Below are 19,223 nucleotides of genomic sequence, written 5' to 3' on the forward strand. Positions count from 1 at the left end.
CATCGTCATGCTCCAATTGCGGCATGACAACGAATACGCAGTGCACGGGTTCCGAACCGGCGACCGCTAATCGCCGTGGCCTGGTGTTATGCTGCTCGGGCTCGACAAGCTCGTGAGCTGTGTCTGTCTGGTGCCGGTTCCGCTCATCCAGACCGCCGCTCCAGCGGCAAACGTGAGCAGTCCGTACACCATGATCGCGCCGCGGATCCATCGCCGGTAGATCGCGCGGTCGTCGGGCGCAGCGTTGCGGAAATTCTGGGCATTGAGCCCGTTGCTGCAATGAGCCGCATCGTCGCCATGCTCGAGAGTAAGGGCACCATGATCGCGCGCCGTTTCGCTGGCAATCCGATTGCTCTTTGCAATCTCCATCGCCGATCTCCGACCAAAATTGATTTCGAAATGCAACAGCCGCGAAAATCCGCGGCCGGAATTTCCAATGCGGGTAAGACTACGACAATCAGCGATCGCGGCGTGTGAACTGCGCCACAGCCGGGAAACACGACGCTGGCCCGCTCGGGTGCGTGTGGCATGCGAAGGTTGGTGCGGGCGGTGGGACTCGAACCCACACGACGTTGCCATCGAGGGATTTTAAGTCCCTTGCGTCTACCAGTTCCGCCACGTCCGCGTTGCGCCAGGCGCGCCGATTTCTAGCGCGTTTGGGCGCGGAGTGGAATTGTCATTATCCGGTGCTAACAGGTGAGCTTTCAAAGGCTTAAGCGGCGGCCCGCAATTCCATTTGCCTCGGCGGCCGAGCATTGGGATAAGCAGCGCGCCGCCGCGATTGAGCCTCAATCCGGACACCGGTGGCTGCTTTAGGCAATCTCAACACTGTCCGGTTAAGAAAGCTGAATGTCTGTTCGTTTCCCACGCCGCCTGAAGCTGTCGCGCGCGGCGGCCGTCATCGCGCTGCTCGCCTCGGCTGCGGGCGTTTCCGGCTGCGCGCAGATCGGCGACACCGTGCCGTCGGCATTCGCCGATCCCGCCAAGTACGAGCTTTATGATTGCAAGCAGCTCGAGAACGAGCGCAGCAATCTCAAGACCCGCGCGGCGGATCAGGAAAAATTGATGGCCAAGGCGGAGACCGGCGTCGGCGGTACTGTCGTCTCCGAGATGGTCTATCGCAACGAGCTGATCTCGATCCACTCCCAGCAGAAGCTGGCGGATGAGGCCTGGCGCAAAGGCAGGTGCCATGAAAGCACGCCGGACACGCCTGCGGCCGCGGCCCCCGCGGCTTCCACGCCGGCGGCGAAGGGCCCGCGCGCACCGCGAGGCCTCGTCCACTAAGCTTGCGTTTCCAGACGGGTCGGTCGTGATTGGCCGAGCTCAGGCTCGCCAGTCGTAGATCCAGTCCTGCCGCGCCAGCATGCGCTCCGGACCGATGGCGCGGATCGCCAGATCGCGCGCGATCGCCGCCGGCCCGCGCAAATGATAGATGCGGCCCTGCTGTCGCGCCAGGCGCTGCACTTTCAGCACGCGCCCGCGCCGCACCCGTGCGTAGCGCGTCAACGCCGCGGGAATGCCCGCGGTGTTTTCCCCGGTGCCGTCGCTCAAGGCCTTGGCGAGCACGGCCGCATCCTCGATCGCCATGCCGGCGCCTTGCGCGGCGAACGGCAGCATCGCATGCGCGGCATCGCCGAGCAGCGTCACCGCGCCTTCGCTCCAGCGGCCGATGTCGGGCAGGGTGAACAGCGCCCATTTGCGCCAGCCGTCGACCGCGCCGATCAGCATCCGCGCCGTCGCGGGCCAGCGCGCGGTGGCGAATGCAGCCTTGATCTCGTTGATGTCGCCGGGCTCGCTCCAGCCCGGCCGGTTCCAGGTGCCCGATACGATCGCGACCACGTTGATCTGGCGTCCGGCCGAGATGGGATAGGCGACGAGATGTGCGTCCGGTCCCATCCAGAGCTGCACGCGCGGTGCGGTGTATTCACGCGGCAGGGCGGTGGCGTCCAGCGTGCCGCGCCAGGCGATCAGGCCGGAGAATTGCGGCTGTACATCCGGAAACAAATGCCCGCGCACCGACGACCAGATGCCGTCGGCGCCGATCAGCGCGACGGCCAATTCCTCCTGCCGTGAATTGCCGCGGCGTTGCACGACGGTGAGGCCTCGCGCATGCTTGGTCACATCCTCGAACTGGCAGCCGAGCCGCAGATCGATATCGGGATGGTCGCTCGCGGCGGCCTGCAGCGCCGCCTGCAAATCGGCGCGGTGGATCACCCAATAGGGTGCGCCGGCGCGGAACTCGGCGGCCTGGCCAAGCGGCATCCGTGCGATCTCGCCACCGGCCCGCGCGCTCAGGATGTTGACGGATTCAGGCGTGACCGCGCGCCGCGCAAGCGGTTCCTTGAGCCCGAGCTCGACCAGGATGCGGCTGGCATTGGGAGAGAGCTGGATGCCGGCGCCGGCTTCCTCGAGCCGTTCGGCCTTCTCCAGCACGACGACGCGAAAGCCCTGTGCCGCCAGTGTCAGCGACGCCGTCAGTCCTCCGATCCCGGCGCCTGCAACGATGACGGTTCGCGTCAGCGCCACGGAGCGGTCAGGCGACCTTGTCTTTCAGCACGCATTCCGGCGGTCGCGCTTCGCCGGCCGCGAGGTCGGATGCGAAGCGATAAAGCGTCGAGCAGTACGGGCAGATAATCTCGTTGTCATTGCCGAGGTCGAGGAACACGTGCGGATGGTCGAACGGCGGGTTGGCGCCGACGCACATGAACTCCTGCGATCCGATTTCGATCACCGAGACACCGGCATCGTTATGGAAGTGCGGGACGACGTGGTCGGACATATTCTCACCTTGATGGCAACGATGGGCAGACGCAATCAACAGCATGCGGCATCGCGAAATGCCGCGCACCATACTGGCGGGAACAGTTGATTCCTAGAGCCCCGATGGCTCATTTGCTCATGCAAATTCGACACAATCTTGTCGTCCCAGAGAAGCCCTCCTTTGGTCGGAGCCGTTGTGTCGCAAAAACGGCACACTATCTCCAAGGCGAATAAAACTAGAGGTTTTATCGGGATGAATCGGGTGCGCGTCAGCTTGGCGGTGGTCGGCGTGGCAGCAAGTGCTGCCGTGGGCGCGGCTATTTGGCCGCACGCCCGTGATGCCGGCACCGTGCTGGCGGCGCGGGACGATCCCGCTGCGCTCGCCGACATCAGGCTCAATTCCGTGCTGCGCAACAACCCGGCGTTGATCGCGGACAATATCGAGGCGGCACTGGCTTCCGGCGATGCCGACCTTGCGGCCAGCTTTGTCGAACTCGCCGGCGAGAAGAGCATCGCACTTAGTGACGATCTCACCAAGCGCGTCGATGACGCGCGCGCCGAGCAATCATCCAGCATGCATTACGCCAAGGGCTTCGCCACCGGCCTGGTGACCGGCAATGCCGACGATGTCGCAAGCCTGTCCGGCACGGTCGCCGGCGACCTGTTCGTATTCGGTGATGTCCGGGACGTCGTGCGCGAGGGCAAGCACCTCGTGATGGGCGAGGACACCGACCAGCTGGTGCTCGGCCTCGCGGCCGCCGGGCTCGCGGTGACCGCGGCCACCTATGTGTCGGTCGGCGGCGCCGGGCCGCTGCGCGCCGGGCTGACGCTGGTCAAGGATACGCGCAAGGCCGGACGGCTGAGCGAGGGGATGATCGAATGGGCCGGGCGTTCGACCCGCGAGGTGGTCGACCAGCCGGCGCTGCGCGAGGCGGTCGCATCCGGCTCGGTGCTGCGGCCGGTGCAAACCGCAACCGCGATCCGCGCGGCCTTCCGCGCCGAGAAGGCCGGCGCGCTGGTGCGCGTCGCCAAGGACGTCGGGCGCATCGGCGAGGCGGCCGGGGTTCGCGCTGCGCGGGATACGCTGAAGGTCGCCGAGAATCCGAGGGAGATCGCGCGGGCGGCGCGGATAGCCGAGGTCAAGGGCGGCCAGACCCGCGCGATCCTGAAGCTGCTCGGCCGCGGCGCGCTGCTGCTGGCGGCCGGCGCATTCAATCTCACCATGTGGCTGTTCGGCGCGCTGCTGGCGCTGTTCGGCTTCCTGTCGTCGATCAAGGCCACCACCGAACGGGCCACCGCCGGGTGGCTCAGACGAAGCAAGGTGCTGCGCCTGAAGCAGCAGATGGCCGCTCAGGCTACCTTGGCGAGTATGCCCGCCCAGGGTTAGGCTTGCGGTCGCCTGTCGATCGCCAATCGCAAATCCCAAGAACAAACGGAATGGATGATGCCGAGTTTCCATCACGGCGATGTTGAAATTGCCTTTATCGACGAAGGCGCGGGCGAACCGATCGTGCTGGTGCACGGCTTTGCCTCGAGCAAGAACGTCAACTGGATCTACCCGACCTGGGTGTCCGATCTCGTCAAGGCCGGCCGTCGGGTGATCGCGCTCGATAATCGTGGCCACGGCGAATCCGCCAAGCTCTACGATGCCGCGCAGTACGAGATCGCGACCATGGCCGGCGACGTGATTGCGCTGATGGACCATCTCGGAATCGCGCGCGCCGACATCATGGGCTATTCGCTGGGCTCGCGGATGACCGCGATCCTGGCGCGAGAGAATTCCGATCGGGTGCGCTCGGCGATCCTTGGCGGGATCGGCATCGGACTGATCGAGGGCGGCGGCCCCGGCGAGGCGGTCGCGCTGGCGCTGGAGGCGCCGTCGCTCGACGATGTCACCGACCCGGTCGGCCGTACCTTCCGCGCCTTTGCCGATCAGACCCGCTCCGACCGCCGCGCGCTCGCCGCCTGCCTGCGCGGCTCGCGCCGCCTGATGACGCGCGAGGAGGCGGCCGGCATCCGCGTGCCGGTTCTGATCGCGGTCGGCAGCAAGGACGAGATTGCGGGCTCGGCGTCAGCGCTCGGCCGGATCATTCCGGGTTCGGAGGTGCTCGACATTCCGAACCGCGATCACATGCGGGCGGTCGGCGACAAGGTCTACAAGACCGGGGTCACCGACTTCCTGTCGCGGCGAAAATAGATCGTCGGCTTCATCCCTGGCGAAGGCGCGCGCGGCCGCGATCAGCACCACGAAGGTCGCGACCCACACCATGCGCGCGCCGTAGCGGTCGTGCGGTCCCGAGATCACGCCGCAGACAAAGGCATTGCCGAGCAGGGCGAGAGTGACTGTGCCCGCCAGCAACGTCAGATCGTCGAGCCGCCGCTGCCACAGTCCTCGGCCGAACAGGATGACGACCAGGAGCATCGAGCCCAGCGCGACCGGCACGTGGATGCGGTTGATCGCGGTGAAGTCGAGGTGCCAGCGTTGCTGCCGCGCCGCGCGCATCGGCCTGACCTGTTTGGGAATGTAGCGCTCGATGATGCCGTAGGTATGCGGGATCCAGCCATTAGCGCCTTCGCCTGTCGCGACATGCATGAGCTGGTCGGCGGTTGCCGTTAGCGCCGCCTTTGCCTGCCATTCCGGATATTCGGCCAGCGAGCGCAGCACGATGGTGCCCATCTCGTCATTCAGTCCCTTGAAGCGGCCGAGCGTGTTGAACATGCTGTGGCCCCACAGGAAGTCGTCCGCGGTCGGCGGCAACTCGTTGCGATAGGGGCAGAGCTTCAGCTTCTCCGTCGCGCAATGATCGTGCAGGTATTGCGCGACGATGCCATCCTGCAGCATGCGGCCGAAGGCGACGCCATAGCCGCCGGGCGTCCAGGCCAGCTGTCCGGACAGCGCAAAGTTCGCCGCCAGCAGCATCGCCGCGCCGGCGACGGTGGTCAGGCTGCCTTGCACGAGGCCCGCGAACGGGATGCGCTGCCCGAGCCATGGACGCAGCATCCAGCCGACGCAGCACAGGCCGAGCAGCACCGCCAGCGTCGCGCTGTGCGTGGCGGCCGAAAACGCGATGAACCCGAACAGCACCGCCTTCTCCAGCGTCGAGATCCGTTCGCCGTGCAGGATCAGGATGAAGAGCGCGAGCACCGAAAGGCCGGCGAAGATGTCGGTCAGCAGCATGCTGGCCAGCCAGGGCAGGGCGGTGGTTGCGATCAGCGCGAGGCTGATCGCGATCAGCCGGACCGGCCGGGCGAGGCCGAGCACGCGCAGCGTCAGTTGCAGGATCCACAGCGTCGCCAGGGTCTGGATGCCGAGGTTGAGCCAGAAATCCGATGTCTCGCCGACATGGAGGTAGATGCCGAATACCGTGGACCGGCTCGGCACCAGGTAGCCCTCATACCAGCGCGCCAGATAGCCGCCGGTATCCCATTGGAGCAGCGGATAGCCGTTCCAGAAGGCAGGGGCGAGCAGCAGGAGGGGGATGGCAATGGTCGCGATCCAGACCGACCGTGCATCGGTCAGGCGGGCACCTAAACTCCGGGTATTGATGATTTTCCCCCTTTTATTGGGGCCGACCATGCCCAAAACCACACGGGGGACGAAATCCGCCAATAGTTGCAGAAGCACGGCTTGATTTCGGCAAAATCCCGACCAATTGCCCTAGACGCCGGCCCGGGGGTGTTCGGCTGGGGTTTACCGTACTGAGCCATCCCGGGACGCGCTGGGTCCATCGTGCTATAACGCACATCAGAACAACCGAATTGCGAGAGCAGCTATGGCAGTTCATCAGGTCAATCCGCAGGGAGGCAAGCTTGCGGCGCTCGATCCGATCTGGGATCGAATCCGCGGCGAGGCGGAGGACATCCTGCGGCGCGAGCCGGAACTCGCATCCTTCATCTATGCGACCGTGCTGCATCATGAGCGGCTGGAAGATTCGGTGGTCCATCGCATTGCCGAGCGGCTCGATCACGCCGCGCTGTCGGGCGATTTGATCCGCCAGACCTATGGCGAGGCACTGCGCGACGAGCCCGATATCGGCAACGCGTTCCGCGCCGATCTCGTCGCCGTCTATGACCGCGATCCGGCGACCTCGCGCTTCATCGATCCCTTGCTCTACTTCAAGGGCTTTCACGCGCTGCAGACCCACCGTCTCGCGCACTGGCTCTATCAGAAGGGCCGCAAGGATTTTGCCTTCTACCTGCAGAGCCGCTCCTCGGCCGTGTTCCAGACCGACATCAACCCGGCCGCCAGGATCGGCCGCGGCATCTTCCTCGATCATGCCACCGGTTTCGTCTGCGGCGAGACGGCGGTCATCGAGGACGATGTCTCGATCCTGCATGGCGTCACGCTCGGCGGCACCGGCAAGGAGAACGAGGATCGCCATCCGAAGATCCGCCACGGCGTGCTGATCGGCGCCGGCGCCAAGATCCTCGGCAATATCGAGATCGGTCATTGCGCGCGCATCGCGGCCGGCTCGGTCGTGGTCAAGCCGGTACCGCACAACGTCACGGTCGCGGGCGTGCCGGCGAAAATCGTCGGCGAGGCCGGCTGTGCCGAGCCGTCGCGCACCATGGACCAGATGCTCGGCGCGATCGGGCTTTGATTTCACTCGCTTTCTGATCGCGGCGAAAAAGCGCCCAAGCAAGAGTCGTGTGCGCAACATCACGTCGCCAAAGCCTGAAAAGGCTCTGGCGATCTTTGCCGTCTCGTCCTAAAACTCCCCCGAAAATCATCGACCCGATTGGAGACGGCCGTGGACGTTCAGGAAGTCAGGAAGCTCGACGCGTATCTCAAACGCGTGTTCAGCAATCCCAAGATCCGCGTGGTGCCGCGGCCCAAGAAGGACGACTCGGCCGAGGTCTATATCGGCGAGGAGTTCATCGGCGTGCTGTTCGTCGACGACGAGGACGATGATCGCTCGTTCCAGTTCCAGATGGCGATCCTGGAAGAGGATCTGGCCGAGTAAGGCGGAACAGCCTCGCCTTCACACGTCGTTACGACGAACTCGCGACAAAATTGCAGAGCGATCTTGCGCTGGAGCGACCATCCTTCGCGGACACGTCGCTCCGCTTGCAATGACAGTGTCATCCCTTCGCGCTGTGCATCTGCGCGGAGAGACGGTTCATCGCGGTGGCGATGTCGCGCCACTGCGCGAGCCAGCTGCGCGGAAAGCGAAAGATCAGGTCGGCGCCGTCGATGCGCCGCTCACTCAGGCACATGCCGGGCGTCGAGGTGTCGCGCGTGCAGCGCGCGGTCAGCTGCGGCTCGCTCGCGGTGAACAGGTCCTCGCCGCCATAGGGCGTGCCGTCGCGGAACGCGCGCGCCGTCAGGCCGTCATCCATGTTTGCGCGCTCGTCGAGATAGCGCGGATAGATCGTGCGCAGGCGCATGTCCGGCGCGAGTGAATCGTGGTGCGCCGCGATCGATACGAAGATCCTGTCGATCGGCTGCACCTTGTCATCGACCGTATCGGCGCTGTAGTGCTTCGGCGCGGCGGGCGCGTCCAGCGACGGATAGAGGAAGCTCAAATCGACGCGCTCCTGCGGCCCGGAGTGGCGCTGGATCTTCATGCGCACCGCCATCGTCGGCACGTTGAACAGCGTGCCGCCGACGCTCACCGGCAGCCGCGACGGATCGCTCGGCGGGATGGTCGTGTAGGTCGGCCACAGCAGATAGGCGACAAGCGCGACCGCGCCCGCCGCGATCACCGCCGAGGCGATGATCGGAACGAGATGCGCGCGCGGGTTGCGGCGGGTGTCGCGGGCGAGATGTTGGGCGGTCGAGAGAAGCGTCATGAGCGAGGCTGAGATCAGGTCGGGAGTGGCCGAATCATCTGCCGAATATGCCACGTAGCGGGGAATTTCCGTACGATTCCAATGGAATCCGGGACCGAATGGCCATGCGCAAACGCCGCGCCTGATGTGTCCGGTTAACCTTTCCTTAAGGATGATGTGGCGGCAGGCTGCCAATTCTGCGAAGCAGGGCGGGTGGCCTGTTGCGTAGCGGAAGTTCCGATGTCGCCCGATACCTTGAATTCCCTGTTCTCGCTCTTGATCGGTTTCGCGCTCGCGGGCGCGCTGGCCAACGGTTACCACGCGATGGCGGAGCGCCCGGCCGGTTTCGGTCTGCTGCAGGAGGGCGCGGCGCCGAAGACCTTCGCCGCGGTCCCGTTCCTCGTCTTCGCCGCACCGTTCATCATCATGCGCAACACGCTGCGCGGGGCGCGCATCGAGCGCCGCCGCTTCGAATTCGTGATGATGGCAACCGTCATCTCCGGCTTCTGGAGCCTGATGTCGGGCACCTTCTTCGTGATGACGCTGCGCGCTGCGGGCGTGCTGGCCTGATCCGATCATGATCCGCGGCCGATCACGGTCGCGCTTGCTTGAAACCATGTCGGCCGTCGTGCCAAGGTCTCCTGCGATCAGGGCTTCGGTTCTGATTGAATCAGAAACCGAAGCTCTGGATTTTCGTTTCGACGCGTTTTCTTCACGCGAACCGGTGTCCACTTCGCTCGAAAACGCTCCAGGGAGACCTCAATGGCGATCTACGAACTCGACGGGCAGGCGCCCGATCTTCCCGCCGACGGCAGCTATTTCATCGCCGACAATGCCGTGGTGATCGGCAAGGTCCGCCTCAAGTCCGCCGCGAGCGTCTGGTTCGGCGCCGTGCTGCGCGGCGACAATGAGTGGATCGAGATCGGCGAGGGCTCCAACGTCCAGGACAATTCCACCCTGCACGTCGATCCCGGCTTTCCCCTCAGCATCGGCAACAACGTCACCATCGGCCACAATGCGATCGTGCACGGCTGCACGCTGGAAGACGGCGTGCTGATCGGGATGGGATCGATCGTGATGAACGGCGCGCGGATCCGGCGCGGCAGCGTGGTCGGTGCCGGCTCCGTCATCACCGAGGGCAAGGAGTTTCCGGAAAATTCCCTGATCGTCGGTGCGCCCGCGCGTGTGGTGCGTACGCTTGACGCTGCGCAGGCCGAAGCGCTGTCGCGGCCGGCGAAGTCCTACGCCATCAGGGGCCCGCAATACAAAACGGGACTGAAGAAGATCGGCTGAAGCTTCAGCGCTTGCGGCCGCGCTTGCGCGCGGCGTTCGGTGCGGCGGGGCGAGGCTTCGCTGCGCCTTGCGGTCTCGTTGCCTGTTGAAGTCTTGTTGCTTCCTGAAGTCTTGCGCTCTTGCGCAGCGCATCCTTCAGGTCGATCGGAATGCCGTGCTTCTTGAGCAGGTCGGCGAAAGCTTCGTCGGCGAGCTCCTGCAAGGTCGCCATCCGGTCGCGCCCGAGTTGCTTCAGCTTGTCGAAAGTGTCGTCGTCAAACTCGATCAGCTTGCGCAAATTGCATTGCTCCCAAACTGTATTGCTCCAACGCCTGCGGGAACCGGCGTTTTGCGGACTCGTTGACGTCCGCAAGGGAGAATTGCCATGCGCAAATTATCTGTCACCACCGCGCTCGCGACAATCGCGATTGTGCTGACGCCCGCGGTTACCGTCGCCCAAGGTACCGGGAGCGGCGCCGGGACCGGCAGCCCTTCGTCAGCCAGCCCGACATCGCCGCAAGCCACGTCGCCGCCGGCCGGGACCAACAGCGCCGGGACCGCGCAATCCTCCGGCGGCCCCAATACCGGCAGAGGCGTTACCACCGGATCGGCATCGACGACCGAGAGCGTCGACAAGGCCATCGCCGACGAGAACGAAAAAGTCGAGCGCCGTACGAAAGGCATCTGCCGCGGCTGTTAACTTCTGAAGGCCGTGCTTTGATGAACGCGGGTCGCGCAGATGTGAGCGCGACATAGGCGCGCGGTAGAAGCCGCGGTCCTAGATTGAGCTAGCATACGCAGGACGCGGCGGAGGAGGCTTGAAAACAAAGCCTTTGAAAAGAGGAGTAACGGGTAATGTTGCGTAAAACGATGATTGCCTTGCTGGCGACGGCCTCGGTCGGTCTGTTCACCGTCGATGCTGCGTCGGCACGCGGTGGCTTCGGTGGTGGCGGCTTTCATGGTGGCGGCGGCTTCCGCGGCGGTGGCGGATTTGGCGGCTTCCACGGCGGCGGCGCTGCATTCCGGGCGATGGGCGGAGGCGGTGGCTTCCGGTCGGCTGCGATCGGCGGCGGCGGTTGGGCCGGCCGCGGCTGGCACGGCGGAGGCTGGCGTGGTGGCGGCTGGAACGGCGGCTACTATCGACGCGGCTGGGGTGGCTGGGGCTATCCGCTCGCGGCGGCAGCGGTCGGCTTCGGGGTGGGCTATGGCGCCTACGATTACTATGACGGCTACTACGGCAATCCATACTACGCCGGCTACGGCTATGACGACGGCTACGGCTACGGTTACGGCGGTTGTTACGTCGTGCGCCGCGGCGTGATGACACCGTATGGCTGGCGCGTTCGGCCGGTGCAGGTTTGCAATTGAGCCATTCGCTCATGCATGGGCGGTCCATTCGCTCGCCATGCTGATGGTCTTGCAATGATCGGCGCGGCCGGCGTTTCGATGCCCGGCCGCCGCGTTGTCTGTCGCGCACTAGTGTGCTGAATGCGAAGTTCGTGCGATTTCGCGGCAGCCACTTTCACGAACTTCGCATTCATAAAGCACACTAGAATCATAAGTTTGCTAGTGTCCTTATCGAATCCGAAGTTCGCTCCGAAGGTCCGGCAAATGATGCGAACTTCGGATTCGGGACACTGGTATGCAGCTTGCACCGCCTTGCAGCAGTCCGTGCGTGAGCGCGCCGCGAAAACAGATGGCCCGGCCGCGATTGAAGCCGGGCCCAGAGGACATCCAAGATGCTGACCATTCCTGACCTGACATTGCTGCTCATGGTGGTTGTTGCGAGCCTTGCCGTTGCGCTGATCTACATGCTGCGCGAGCTCGAGCCGAAGCTTGCGCGGCTGCGACTGCGAGGTGGTCGCGTCTTGCGCGATCGCACCGAATAGGGCGGCAATTCCGTTCGTCGCGGCTTTGGCCGCGGTGATGCTGCGCATACAGAGTCGTCAGCCGAGCACGCCGTGTTTCTTCAGGCGATCTGCGTCTTTCGCGCGGCGAGGGCCGCCTTCGGGATCTCGAGCCGGAGCTTTCCTGGTGGGCGGTCCCGAGCGGGATTCAAGGACCCCAAAAAACAAGGCCGTCGACGTAGTATACCGTCAACGACCTTGCCAGCCCCGGATATTGAAATCGGCTCACGCCATCCGGTCATTCGAAGATGACTCGGATTCGAAGGCCGATATGTGAACCAGTTCACAAAGTCAGGATTAATTCACGGTAACGGGCACTCATGATCGGCCGCCGCCGGCAGCCCTCGAGCGCGAAAGTTCCCGTTAATTGATGATCTTGCTCGGGATTTGGCGCATTTTTATGGCTGGTCACCTGGGTGAGCGGGGTCTGCGGGGGCGTCAACCGCGCGACCTGTGGCGCTTCCGGTTGGCGCTACGGGTGGCCTTCGAGCGCTTGCGCGGCGCGGGCTCGGCGGCCGGCTCGTTGGCCTGCGCACTCGCCAGCGACTGGCGCAAACCCTCGACCTGTTCGGTCAGCGCGGCGACCTGGTCGGAGAGCCTCTTCGCATCGGCCGCCTGCAAGGCGAGCTGCTTGCGCATGGTCTGCAGCTGGTCCTGCACCTCCTGCAGCTGGTCGATGGATTCCTGCTGGGTCGCCTCCATGCCCTTGGTCTTTTCCACCAGGGCCTCGGAGACCTGCGCGGTCCGCGCCTGCAACTGCCGCGCGGCGACCATGCGGTCGGTCTCCGGCACGTTGCCGGTGTAGGCGCGCCACAGCGCGATCGAGCCGATCCCGAACAGCACGAGCACCAGCGCCACGGCGCCGATCGCAATCGGCTGCACGCCAATCAGGCTGCTGGCTTGTGAATTCCGGGGGGCAAGTTCGACCATGCGACCAACAACCGGACATCAATTGAAAGGTCCGAAATAGCACAAACCCCGGCGCGGGCAAAACCGGGGGGTGTGTAGACCACTGCGGCAGCAGCGAAATTTGTATCATATGTTAGTTTTCGACCGTGCTGCCCGGCCTGCTCGAGGCACGATCGGCCTCTGGCCGACCCGAACTCAACCTCCCCGAATTCAGCCTCTGGGCGCGATCAGGCCGACCCGCATGTCCTTTGCCAGATAGACGCAAGCGCCGTCTGCGAGCACCCGGCCGTCGGCGATGCCCAGCACCAGCCGGCCGCGCCTGGCCTGGCGTATGTCGACCTCATAGCGCACCAGCCTGACATCCGGCGTGATGTGCCCCCTGAACTTGACCTCGCCGACCCCGAGCGCGCGGCCCTTGCCGGGCGAGCCCGACCAGCCGAGCCAGAAGCCGATGATCTGCCACATGGCGTCGAGGCCGAGGCATCCGGGCATCACGGGGTCGGCGGCAAAGTGACAGGCGAAGAACCAATGGTCTGGCGCAATCTCGAGTTCGCTAGCGACATGGCCCTTGCCGAACGCGCCGCCGTCCAGGCTGATCTCGGTGATGCGGTCCATCATCAGCATCGGCGGTGCCGGCAGCTGCGCATTGCCCGGGCCGAAATAGCCGCCTTCGCTCGAGCGCAGCAGATCCGGCTTGCTGTAGGACGATTGCGGTGCGTGAAAATCGTGCGGATTGAACAAGATGGCCACCGATGTTCGGGTTCTGGCTGAAGCTTAGCTGCGGCTGCGCCGCGTGGCTCTTGGCCGCGCGGACATGGGTTTGGCGGGTAAGCGCAGCGCGGCGGCCATGAAGGCCCAGATGTCGCCGGTCAGCCTTGCCGGATCCGGCCGTCTTTCGCTCGTGAGCGCGCCGATCAGCGCCTGGCGGATGCCGCCGATCATCAGCGCGATGGTGAGGTGAGGGTCGATGCCGCCGGGCACGATCCCGTCGCGCTGGGCCGCTTCGATCATGCGGGCGCCGGCGTCAAGCTGCCGGCCGGTGAAGGCGGTCTCGACATCGAGCACCTCGGGCGCGCGGCTGAGCGGTCCGATCACGAGGGGCGCAAACGGGTGGTCATAGTGAAAGGCGACATAGGCGCCGATCCGCTCCTTTTCCCGGTCCGCCCAGTCCGTGGCGGACAGCTTGGCACCGCCGAACGCCGCCGCATCAAGTTGTTCATAGAAGCCTTCGACCACGGCGGCGATCAGGCCGGCCTTCGATCCGAAGTGGTGGTAGGCGAGCCCGACCGAGACCTGCGCCCGCCTTGCGACGGCCTGCATCTCGAGGTGCCCATGGCCCTCGATGAGCTCGGCCTGCGCTGCCGAGAGCAGCCGTTCCCGTGTCCCGAGGCTCGCCGCGTCCATCGTGGCCCCATAAGCTGAATTGAATTCAATTCAATATCGCCGATGCTAGGATGTCAAGCCGCCGACGTGGATGGCAAAGCGAGCCGGTGAAGGAAGGCGATGGCGTTTGCGATCAAGACCGAGATCCGAAATCCGCGGGCGAAGGTGTTCACCTTCACCGCGCAGAAGACCATGTACGGCGGCAAGCACATCGCGGCCGATGACATCGTGTTCGTGTTCGCGAGCGAGGGCGGCAGCGGCCTGATCGCCCGCGCGGCGACGGCCGGCCCGAGACCGAGCTGAATTTCAAATTCTATCGCCAGGCCACCAACAAGATCGTCGGCATCTCAGACGAGACCGCGGCGTTTCTCGAGCGGTTCTTCTAGTGTCCCGAATCCGAAGTTCGCATCATTTGCCGCACCTTCGGAGCGAACTTCGGATTCGATAAGGACACATAGCAAACTTATGATTCTAGTGTGCTTTATGAAATGTGAAGTTCGTGAAAGTGGCTGCCGCGAAATCGCACGAACTTCGCATTCAGCACACTAGGCGTCGGTCGACGCCGCTCAAAAAAGGTGCGGCCACCCTTTGGGGGAAGGGTGGCCGCGCGCGAACCGGTCTGGGACGGGGAGGGGTGGGGATGTGACCGGGTCGCGAACTCGAAATTTCCTGTTCTGCTCAGCGCGAGCTTGCCGTTGCAACTGCCGGGCGGTTGTCACCGAGCGAGACCCACACATTGGGATCGCCCTGCGACTGCCGCTTGACGAAGCGGTAGCCAGTGTCGGTCCAGGCGACGATGCTCTCGTTCTGGTTATCGAGCACGAACTCGCCCTTGTCGGTCTTCACCGTCAGCACTGCGTGGCCTTCGCCCTTCTTGTCGCGGACCACCGTGATCAACAGCGCCTCGCGGGGCCAGCCGGCGTCCATCAGCATCTTGCGCTTCAGGAGCACGTAGTCCTCGCAGTCGCCGTAACCGTCGGATGGCAACGACCATTTCTCGATCACGCCCCAATGATCCATGTCGGTCATCGGCTTGATGGATTCGTTGACCCACTTGTTGACCCGTACGAGGTCCCGCCAAGCGGTCTGCGACAACACGATGTCGCGTGGTTGCGTCGCGCCGCCGCGGCATTCGCCCGGATTGTCGGCACAGAATTCGACCCAGCCGATCGGCGAACGCGCAACGTCACCCAGGCTGGCGTAGACCACGTCGCCGGCCTTGGCCGACACGCACGTCGCAAACAGAATGGCGGCAACCGCCAAACCTTTCCCCTGTCCCCTGAACCCAAACATCGTGGCCCCCGTTCTTCTTGTTGGGACCACGTTTCGCACAAAGCTTTTGCGCCGCCGCTAAGTACGCAAAGTAGATTTGACGCGAATACTGGTAAAACCTGCGGCGAATTCGAACTGTACTTGAATCGAATTCGTGTAAAATTTGAAACAACTGCAATTGATTCAAATTTTATGCATTAACGCCGCGCGCGCTGCGCCAGCGCGATTTGTTGCGCCAAACGCTGCGGCCGTTAACCGCCGATTTTCACCGGGCCAAACGCGCCGAAGGCGGCCACCGGTGCACCGGTGGCCGCCTTCGCGGGCCAAAAAAGGGGTCTTGAGCGGTTTTCGCTTTACCTCGCGGTAACGCTCTCTTCGAGCGTTTCCGCCGATTGCTCGTGGACGAACTCGAGCGCGAAGCCTTCCTCGAGATTTCGCACCACGCGGGACTGTACCCGCCCGAGCATCACGAGCGATTTCAGCGGCGGGCGGTTCTCGGCAGCAATCGCAGCACCGGACAAGGAAAGGTCGATGATGCGGCAGGTCATCCGCGTGCCGTCTTCCTGGGTCAGCAGGGCGATCGGGTTGCGCGGCACGATACGGTCGTGGCGGCGATCCTCGGGCAGATTGAGGATGTCGCGGTTGGCGAGCCAGGTCAGCTGTGCGGCGAGCTTGTCGCGCTTGCGCGCGGTGGCGCCGATCGTCATCGCAAAGCCGTTGTCGATGATGCGGGTGATGCGTCCCTCGACCCGGCCGATATGGTCGAGATAGGCGATCACACGGTCGCCGACATTGCCGATGCCCGGCGCCAGCAAAGCTAGGCCGCCCGGCGACATGTTGATAATCTGGCAGGGAAACTCGCGCCGGTCGGGCAGCATGTAGCGGCCGAGCAGGTGCACCTTGACGCGCTGGAAGCGCCGCCGCTCCTCGGCTACGGGGACGACGGTAGTTTTCTTCTGTGCAAACGACATCACGACAAACCCGGCCACCGTCCATTCGGAGCCCCGACGACCCTAAGGCTGATAGGGTTAACGGGGCGTTACGGTTGTGAAAGGGAACTCGGACACGGAGCGAGAGAGACGAGCGACGAACACGTGCACCGTACCCGAGGACGTCAGGCTCATTCATGTGCCGCGTCAGGTTCTCCGAACCATCGCGATGCGGCTTGAGCAGTTTCCTCCAGATCCGGCTCAATGTCTGTGGCCCAAGCCACAAACCCGTCGGGTCGCACCAGCACCGCCCTCAAGCCGAGCCGATCGCCGACCTCGCATGCGACATAGCCGATCCGCCCATGCCAGCGATCGGCAAGCGTTTGCAGGGGCGCGCGCCGATCAAAGTCCAGCAGCAGGCCGCGACCATCCCTGAGCAGCTCGCCGAGCTTAGCCCCGCAGGCGAGCTCGAAGTCGGGCGCGCTGCGGCCCGCCAGCGGATGGTTGCTGCCAAGATCGTAGCGCAGCGTAACGCCCCACACGCGCTCGGCAAAGTAGGTCGCGCCGTCTGATGTCGCGATCAGGTCGCGGATGATGGCTTCGAGCGCGCGCGAACTTCGGCTTGGCCGCATCAGCGCGACTTGGGCGCGCGACCAGTCCAGCACCTGCGCGCCCACCGGATGCCGCTCACGCGAGTAGCTGTCGAGCAGGTCCACCGGTGCGTCGCCGCGGATCGTGGCCGCGAGCTTCCAGCCGAGGTTCATCGCATCGCCCAGCCCGAGATTGAGCCCCTGGCCGCCGAGCGGAGAATGGATATGCGCGGCATCGCCCGCGAGCAGCACGCGGCCCTTGCGGTAATCCGTCGCCTGACAGGTGCGATCGGTCCAGGTGGTGGCAAGCCGGAGCGCCGTCAACGTGACGTCCGTGCCGGAGACGCGGCGCAGCACCGCCTGCACATGCTCGCGCGTGATCGGCCGGGTTCGGTGGAAGGCGCCGCCGTCGAACTCCACCGTCGCGATCGTGCCGGGCCGTGCGTAGGTATACATGCCCGTCGGCGTGTAGTGACGGCCGGTACGGAGCTTGTCCGGATCTGATATCTCGACCTCGACCGAATAGCCGGTGAACTCGGGATCGGTGCCGACGAATTCAAAGCCGCCGGCCTTGCGCACCATGCTGCGGCCGCCGTCACAGCCGACCAGCCAGGGCGCATGGAACGTCTCGGCACCGGCGCGACCGGTGACGCCGTCGTCCGACTGATCGAACGCATCGACACTCAGGTCGCGCCTGATCTCAACCCCCATCGCGGTTGCGCGCGCGGCGAGGGCGGATTCGAGCGCCTCCATCTCGACCGCCATGCTGGTGCCTGCCGGGCTCGGCAGACGAAACGGCCATTTCGACGTGTCGAGATCATCGTGAAAGAACTGGATGCCGGCAAAATGGCCGGCCGGGCGGCGCGGATGTTGCATCCAATGTGTGCCGTTTGGCGTACTGGCCGTGCCATCCTGCACACGCTGAGCCACCGCGATGTCATCCAGCATCCCGCGACGATAGAACGCCTCGATGCTGGGCGCCGAAAGGCCGCGCATGCCGAAGGGCAGCCGCTTCAGCGGCGAATGCGGGTCGGCGGCCTGCTCCAGCACCAGGACCGAGCACCCCGCGAGCCGCAGCTCGCAGGCGAGCATCAAGCCGACGGGGCCGGCACCGGAAATCACGACATCATGGGGAAGGGGGCGGCTGGCGTGCATGAACTGCTCCTTTGTCGGTGTTCGACCGGAGCGGTTCGTCGGGTTGAGAACCACACGGACGAACATTGGGCGCCTGGATGGCGTCCGGTGTTCGTCGTGGGGATCTCATGCACGAGGCAGGAGACCAGAGCTTTCGCTTTCGAAAGGACTTCGTTTCCGAAAGGACTTTCGTTCTCGAAAGGACTTGGGCTTACCAAGCCAAGTCTGCCTTTTCCGACGCGGCGTATATAGCTGCGTGGCGTTCGATCCGCAACGGAAGATGCGCGGCTGCGGATTACTGGAACAATGCGCGGCCGCGATGTCGCGGCGCGACTGTATCGGCGTTGCCTGGTTCGTCGACGCGGCGCGCGCCCGGGCGGGGCGCAAGATCGTCCGGCGTCTTGATGTTGCTCGCGAGTCCTGCGGCTTCGAATGCCTTGATCAACCACCAGCCGAGGTCGATCTGACCCGGCAGCAGCCCGAGCTTCGCGGAGCCGGGATAGGCGTGGTGATTGTTGTGCCAGCTTTCGCCCATGCTGATCAGGCCCGCGATGCCGACATTGTAGCCCTGGGCCGCGACGCCTTCGATGATCCAGGTCTGTCCGCCCTTGCGATGCGAGTAATGACCGATCAGCCAGTGACCGGTGACGCAGACGGCGACGCGGACGCAGATGCCCCAGACCAGCCAGCTCCACGAGCCGATCGCGAGGAACAGGATCGCCCAGGGCAATTGCTGCCACATCCAGGTTCGCTCGACGAAGGCGTAGAAGGGGTCATCGGCGAGCCGCCGTTCGAGCCGGAATTCGGGCGGGTGTTTCGGCACCAGCGTGCAGTGCAGTTGCCACCACGCGTCGCGCCAGAAACCCGCGCGGTGGCAGGAGTAGTCGTGACACGCCGTCTGGCGCTGCGCCCAGTCGCGGAAATCGTGCAGCCGCACCATGCCGTAGGGGCCGGCCATCCCGACCAGCGTGCCGAGATAGACGCAGAGCCGCTCCAGCCACAGCGGACAGTCGAAGCTCGCATGGATCAGGCGGCGGTGCATGCCGACCGAATGCCCGAAGCACAGCGTGATCGCGCTGGTGACGATGAATAATGCGAACGCGCTCCACGTGAACAGCAGCGGCCCGAGGATGATCGCGACCGCGGTCATGCTGCCAAGCCACAGCGACTTCGCCGGCGCCCATCGCACGCGCCCGTCCAGCGGATCGGTGCTGGCGTCCACGAAGATTCGCTCCGAGCCGGGTTGCGGCTTCATTCCGTCACCTGAGGTTGCATCGCAGGTTGCGGTGAAGCGA

Annotated in this window: 23 protein-coding genes, 1 tRNA gene and 1 pseudogene; 11 read left to right on the plus strand and 14 right to left on the minus strand. The window is 64.6% G+C overall.

Features of this window, described 5'->3' with window-relative positions:
* Nucleotides 1-66: 66 nt before the first annotated feature.
* Together J2R76_RS02720 and J2R76_RS02725 are read right to left on the minus strand one after the other, a co-directional pair.
* A complete protein-coding gene (locus J2R76_RS02720) occupies nt 67-405 on the minus strand; it encodes a hypothetical protein (RefSeq protein WP_143271055.1) in 339 nt (112 codons plus the stop codon).
* A 133-nt stretch (nt 406-538) separates the two neighbouring features.
* Nucleotides 539-625, minus strand: a tRNA-Leu gene (locus J2R76_RS02725).
* Nucleotides 626-849: 224 nt separating this feature from the next.
* Here J2R76_RS02725 and J2R76_RS02730 point away from each other — a divergent pair.
* A complete protein-coding gene (locus J2R76_RS02730) occupies nt 850-1,284 on the plus strand; it encodes a hypothetical protein (protein ID WP_057019078.1) in 435 nt (144 codons plus the stop codon).
* A 39-nt stretch (nt 1,285-1,323) separates the two neighbouring features.
* On the opposite strand, the gene J2R76_RS02735 is transcribed toward J2R76_RS02730, so the two are convergent.
* Together J2R76_RS02735 and J2R76_RS02740 are read right to left on the minus strand one after the other, a co-directional pair.
* On the minus strand, nt 1,324-2,526 hold the full coding sequence (locus J2R76_RS02735; protein WP_076830160.1) for an FAD-dependent monooxygenase: 1,203 nt from the start codon (nt 2,524-2,526) through the stop codon (nt 1,324-1,326).
* A gap of 7 nt (nt 2,527-2,533) precedes the next feature.
* Nucleotides 2,534-2,779, minus strand: coding sequence for a zinc-finger domain-containing protein (locus J2R76_RS02740; RefSeq protein WP_018272338.1), 246 nt, complete (start codon nt 2,777-2,779; stop codon nt 2,534-2,536).
* Between the two features lie 234 nt (nt 2,780-3,013).
* On the opposite strand from J2R76_RS02740, the gene J2R76_RS02745 reads away from it, so the two are divergent.
* Nucleotides 3,014-4,147, plus strand: coding sequence for a hypothetical protein (locus J2R76_RS02745; RefSeq protein ID WP_076830158.1), 1,134 nt, complete (start codon nt 3,014-3,016; stop codon nt 4,145-4,147).
* 57 nt (nt 4,148-4,204) lie between these two features.
* Nucleotides 4,205-4,957 (plus strand): alpha/beta fold hydrolase, encoded by a 753-nt coding sequence (locus J2R76_RS02750; RefSeq protein WP_076830251.1) that lies wholly within the window; start codon nt 4,205-4,207, stop codon nt 4,955-4,957.
* A 3-nt stretch (nt 4,958-4,960) separates the two neighbouring features.
* Here the strand turns inward: J2R76_RS02750 and J2R76_RS02755 are convergent.
* A pseudogene (locus J2R76_RS02755) lies at nt 4,961-6,337 on the minus strand (hypothetical protein); the annotation flags it as partial.
* A gap of 196 nt (nt 6,338-6,533) precedes the next feature.
* On the opposite strand from J2R76_RS02755, the gene cysE reads away from it, so the two are divergent.
* On the plus strand, nt 6,534-7,361 hold the full coding sequence (cysE, locus tag J2R76_RS02760) for a serine O-acetyltransferase (protein ID WP_076830155.1): 828 nt from the start codon (nt 6,534-6,536) through the stop codon (nt 7,359-7,361).
* 150 nt (nt 7,362-7,511) lie between these two features.
* Nucleotides 7,512-7,724 (plus strand): DUF3126 family protein, encoded by a 213-nt coding sequence (locus J2R76_RS02765; protein WP_021077729.1) that lies wholly within the window; start codon nt 7,512-7,514, stop codon nt 7,722-7,724.
* A 118-nt stretch (nt 7,725-7,842) separates the two neighbouring features.
* Here the strand turns inward: J2R76_RS02765 and J2R76_RS02770 are convergent, their stop codons facing one another.
* Nucleotides 7,843-8,553 carry a hypothetical protein gene (locus J2R76_RS02770; protein WP_076830248.1) on the minus strand — a complete coding sequence of 237 codons (711 nt, stop codon included), beginning with the start codon at nt 8,551-8,553 and terminating at the stop codon, nt 7,843-7,845.
* Nucleotides 8,554-8,772: 219 nt separating this feature from the next.
* On the opposite strand from J2R76_RS02770, the gene J2R76_RS02775 reads away from it, so the two are divergent.
* Both J2R76_RS02775 and J2R76_RS02780 read left to right on the plus strand, forming a co-directional pair.
* Nucleotides 8,773-9,102: a DUF6949 family protein gene (locus tag J2R76_RS02775; RefSeq protein WP_076830152.1), complete on the plus strand. Its 330-nt coding sequence runs from the start codon at nt 8,773-8,775 to the stop codon at nt 9,100-9,102.
* 192 nt (nt 9,103-9,294) lie between these two features.
* Nucleotides 9,295-9,825, plus strand: coding sequence for a gamma carbonic anhydrase family protein (locus J2R76_RS02780; protein ID WP_076830150.1), 531 nt, complete (start codon nt 9,295-9,297; stop codon nt 9,823-9,825).
* A 4-nt stretch (nt 9,826-9,829) separates the two neighbouring features.
* On the opposite strand, the gene J2R76_RS02785 is transcribed toward J2R76_RS02780, so the two are convergent.
* A complete protein-coding gene (locus J2R76_RS02785) occupies nt 9,830-10,102 on the minus strand; it encodes a hypothetical protein (protein WP_057019071.1) in 273 nt (90 codons plus the stop codon).
* 87 nt (nt 10,103-10,189) lie between these two features.
* Here J2R76_RS02785 and J2R76_RS02790 point away from each other — a divergent pair, with 87 nt between their 5' ends.
* The 3 genes from J2R76_RS02790 to J2R76_RS02800 all read left to right on the plus strand — a co-directional run bounded on the left by J2R76_RS02790 (nt 10,190) and on the right by J2R76_RS02800 (nt 11,693).
* A complete protein-coding gene (locus tag J2R76_RS02790; RefSeq protein WP_076830147.1) occupies nt 10,190-10,504 on the plus strand; it encodes a hypothetical protein in 315 nt (104 codons plus the stop codon).
* Between the two features lie 155 nt (nt 10,505-10,659).
* Nucleotides 10,660-11,172, plus strand: a complete 513-nt coding sequence (locus tag J2R76_RS02795) for a hypothetical protein (RefSeq protein ID WP_253623743.1) — start codon at nt 10,660-10,662, stop codon at nt 11,170-11,172.
* 371 nt (nt 11,173-11,543) lie between these two features.
* Complete coding sequence (locus J2R76_RS02800; protein ID WP_156436402.1) at nt 11,544-11,693, plus strand: hypothetical protein; 150 nt, start codon at nt 11,544-11,546, stop codon at nt 11,691-11,693.
* 456 nt (nt 11,694-12,149) lie between these two features.
* Here J2R76_RS02800 and J2R76_RS02805 read toward each other — a convergent pair whose 3' ends face one another.
* The 3 genes from J2R76_RS02805 to J2R76_RS02815 form a co-directional block, all read right to left on the minus strand.
* Nucleotides 12,150-12,641: a hypothetical protein gene (locus tag J2R76_RS02805; RefSeq protein ID WP_076830140.1), complete on the minus strand. Its 492-nt coding sequence runs from the start codon at nt 12,639-12,641 to the stop codon at nt 12,150-12,152.
* Between the two features lie 189 nt (nt 12,642-12,830).
* Entirely contained in the window at nt 12,831-13,361 is a 531-nt protein-coding gene (gene fabA, locus J2R76_RS02810; protein WP_076830245.1) for a bifunctional 3-hydroxydecanoyl-ACP dehydratase/trans-2-decenoyl-ACP isomerase, read from the minus strand.
* 33 nt (nt 13,362-13,394) lie between these two features.
* Nucleotides 13,395-14,024: a TetR/AcrR family transcriptional regulator gene (locus J2R76_RS02815; RefSeq protein WP_076830137.1), complete on the minus strand. Its 630-nt coding sequence runs from the start codon at nt 14,022-14,024 to the stop codon at nt 13,395-13,397.
* Nucleotides 14,025-14,123: 99 nt separating this feature from the next.
* Between J2R76_RS02815 and J2R76_RS02820 the strand changes: the two genes are divergently transcribed.
* Nucleotides 14,124-14,306, plus strand: coding sequence for a hypothetical protein (locus J2R76_RS02820; RefSeq protein WP_244558903.1), 183 nt, complete (start codon nt 14,124-14,126; stop codon nt 14,304-14,306).
* A 375-nt stretch (nt 14,307-14,681) separates the two neighbouring features.
* On the opposite strand, the gene J2R76_RS02825 is transcribed toward J2R76_RS02820, so the two are convergent.
* The 4 genes from J2R76_RS02825 to J2R76_RS02840 form a co-directional block, all read right to left on the minus strand.
* Entirely contained in the window at nt 14,682-15,296 is a 615-nt protein-coding gene (locus tag J2R76_RS02825) for a transglutaminase-like cysteine peptidase (RefSeq protein WP_026192955.1), read from the minus strand.
* Nucleotides 15,297-15,628: 332 nt separating this feature from the next.
* Nucleotides 15,629-16,246, minus strand: a complete 618-nt coding sequence (locus J2R76_RS02830) for a PilZ domain-containing protein (protein WP_028342942.1) — start codon at nt 16,244-16,246, stop codon at nt 15,629-15,631.
* Nucleotides 16,247-16,395: 149 nt separating this feature from the next.
* Nucleotides 16,396-17,949, minus strand: coding sequence for an FAD-dependent monooxygenase (locus J2R76_RS02835; protein ID WP_076830241.1), 1,554 nt, complete (start codon nt 17,947-17,949; stop codon nt 16,396-16,398).
* 274 nt (nt 17,950-18,223) lie between these two features.
* Nucleotides 18,224-19,183 (minus strand): acyl-CoA desaturase, encoded by a 960-nt coding sequence (locus J2R76_RS02840; RefSeq protein ID WP_076830134.1) that lies wholly within the window; start codon nt 19,181-19,183, stop codon nt 18,224-18,226.
* Nucleotides 19,184-19,223: the final 40 nt, after the last annotated feature.

It is taken from the genome of Bradyrhizobium sp. USDA 4532, assembly GCF_024171315.1.
GTDB classification, from domain to species: Bacteria; Pseudomonadota; Alphaproteobacteria; order Rhizobiales; family Xanthobacteraceae; genus Bradyrhizobium; species Bradyrhizobium australafricanum.

Bases quoted from the DNA above. Each gene is read 5' to 3' on its own strand.
- J2R76_RS02730 (WP_057019078.1), top strand. From the start codon at position 850: ATGTCTGTTCGTTTCCCACGCCGCCTGAAGCTGTCGCGCGCGGCGGCC.
- J2R76_RS02740 (WP_018272338.1), bottom strand. From the start codon at position 2,779: ATGTCCGACCACGTCGTCCCGCACTTCCATAACGATGCCGGTGTCTCG.
- J2R76_RS02745 (WP_076830158.1), top strand. From the start codon at position 3,014: ATGAATCGGGTGCGCGTCAGCTTGGCGGTGGTCGGCGTGGCAGCAAGT.
- J2R76_RS02750 (WP_076830251.1), top strand. From the start codon at position 4,205: ATGCCGAGTTTCCATCACGGCGATGTTGAAATTGCCTTTATCGACGAA.
- cysE (WP_076830155.1), top strand. From the start codon at position 6,534: ATGGCAGTTCATCAGGTCAATCCGCAGGGAGGCAAGCTTGCGGCGCTC.
- J2R76_RS02770 (WP_076830248.1), bottom strand. From the start codon at position 8,553: ATGACGCTTCTCTCGACCGCCCAACATCTCGCCCGCGACACCCGCCGC.
- J2R76_RS02775 (WP_076830152.1), top strand. From the start codon at position 8,773: ATGTCGCCCGATACCTTGAATTCCCTGTTCTCGCTCTTGATCGGTTTC.
- J2R76_RS02780 (WP_076830150.1), top strand. From the start codon at position 9,295: ATGGCGATCTACGAACTCGACGGGCAGGCGCCCGATCTTCCCGCCGAC.
- J2R76_RS02790 (WP_076830147.1), top strand. From the start codon at position 10,190: ATGCGCAAATTATCTGTCACCACCGCGCTCGCGACAATCGCGATTGTG.
- J2R76_RS02795 (WP_253623743.1), top strand. From the start codon at position 10,660: ATGTTGCGTAAAACGATGATTGCCTTGCTGGCGACGGCCTCGGTCGGT.
- J2R76_RS02800 (WP_156436402.1), top strand. From the start codon at position 11,544: ATGCTGACCATTCCTGACCTGACATTGCTGCTCATGGTGGTTGTTGCG.
- J2R76_RS02805 (WP_076830140.1), bottom strand. From the start codon at position 12,641: ATGGTCGAACTTGCCCCCCGGAATTCACAAGCCAGCAGCCTGATTGGC.
- J2R76_RS02815 (WP_076830137.1), bottom strand. From the start codon at position 14,024: ATGGACGCGGCGAGCCTCGGGACACGGGAACGGCTGCTCTCGGCAGCG.
- J2R76_RS02820 (WP_244558903.1), top strand. From the start codon at position 14,124: ATGGCGTTTGCGATCAAGACCGAGATCCGAAATCCGCGGGCGAAGGTG.
- J2R76_RS02825 (WP_026192955.1), bottom strand. From the start codon at position 15,296: ATGTTTGGGTTCAGGGGACAGGGGAAAGGTTTGGCGGTTGCCGCCATT.
- J2R76_RS02830 (WP_028342942.1), bottom strand. From the start codon at position 16,246: ATGTCGTTTGCACAGAAGAAAACTACCGTCGTCCCCGTAGCCGAGGAG.
- J2R76_RS02835 (WP_076830241.1), bottom strand. From the start codon at position 17,949: ATGCACGCCAGCCGCCCCCTTCCCCATGATGTCGTGATTTCCGGTGCC.
- J2R76_RS02840 (WP_076830134.1), bottom strand. From the start codon at position 19,183: ATGAAGCCGCAACCCGGCTCGGAGCGAATCTTCGTGGACGCCAGCACC.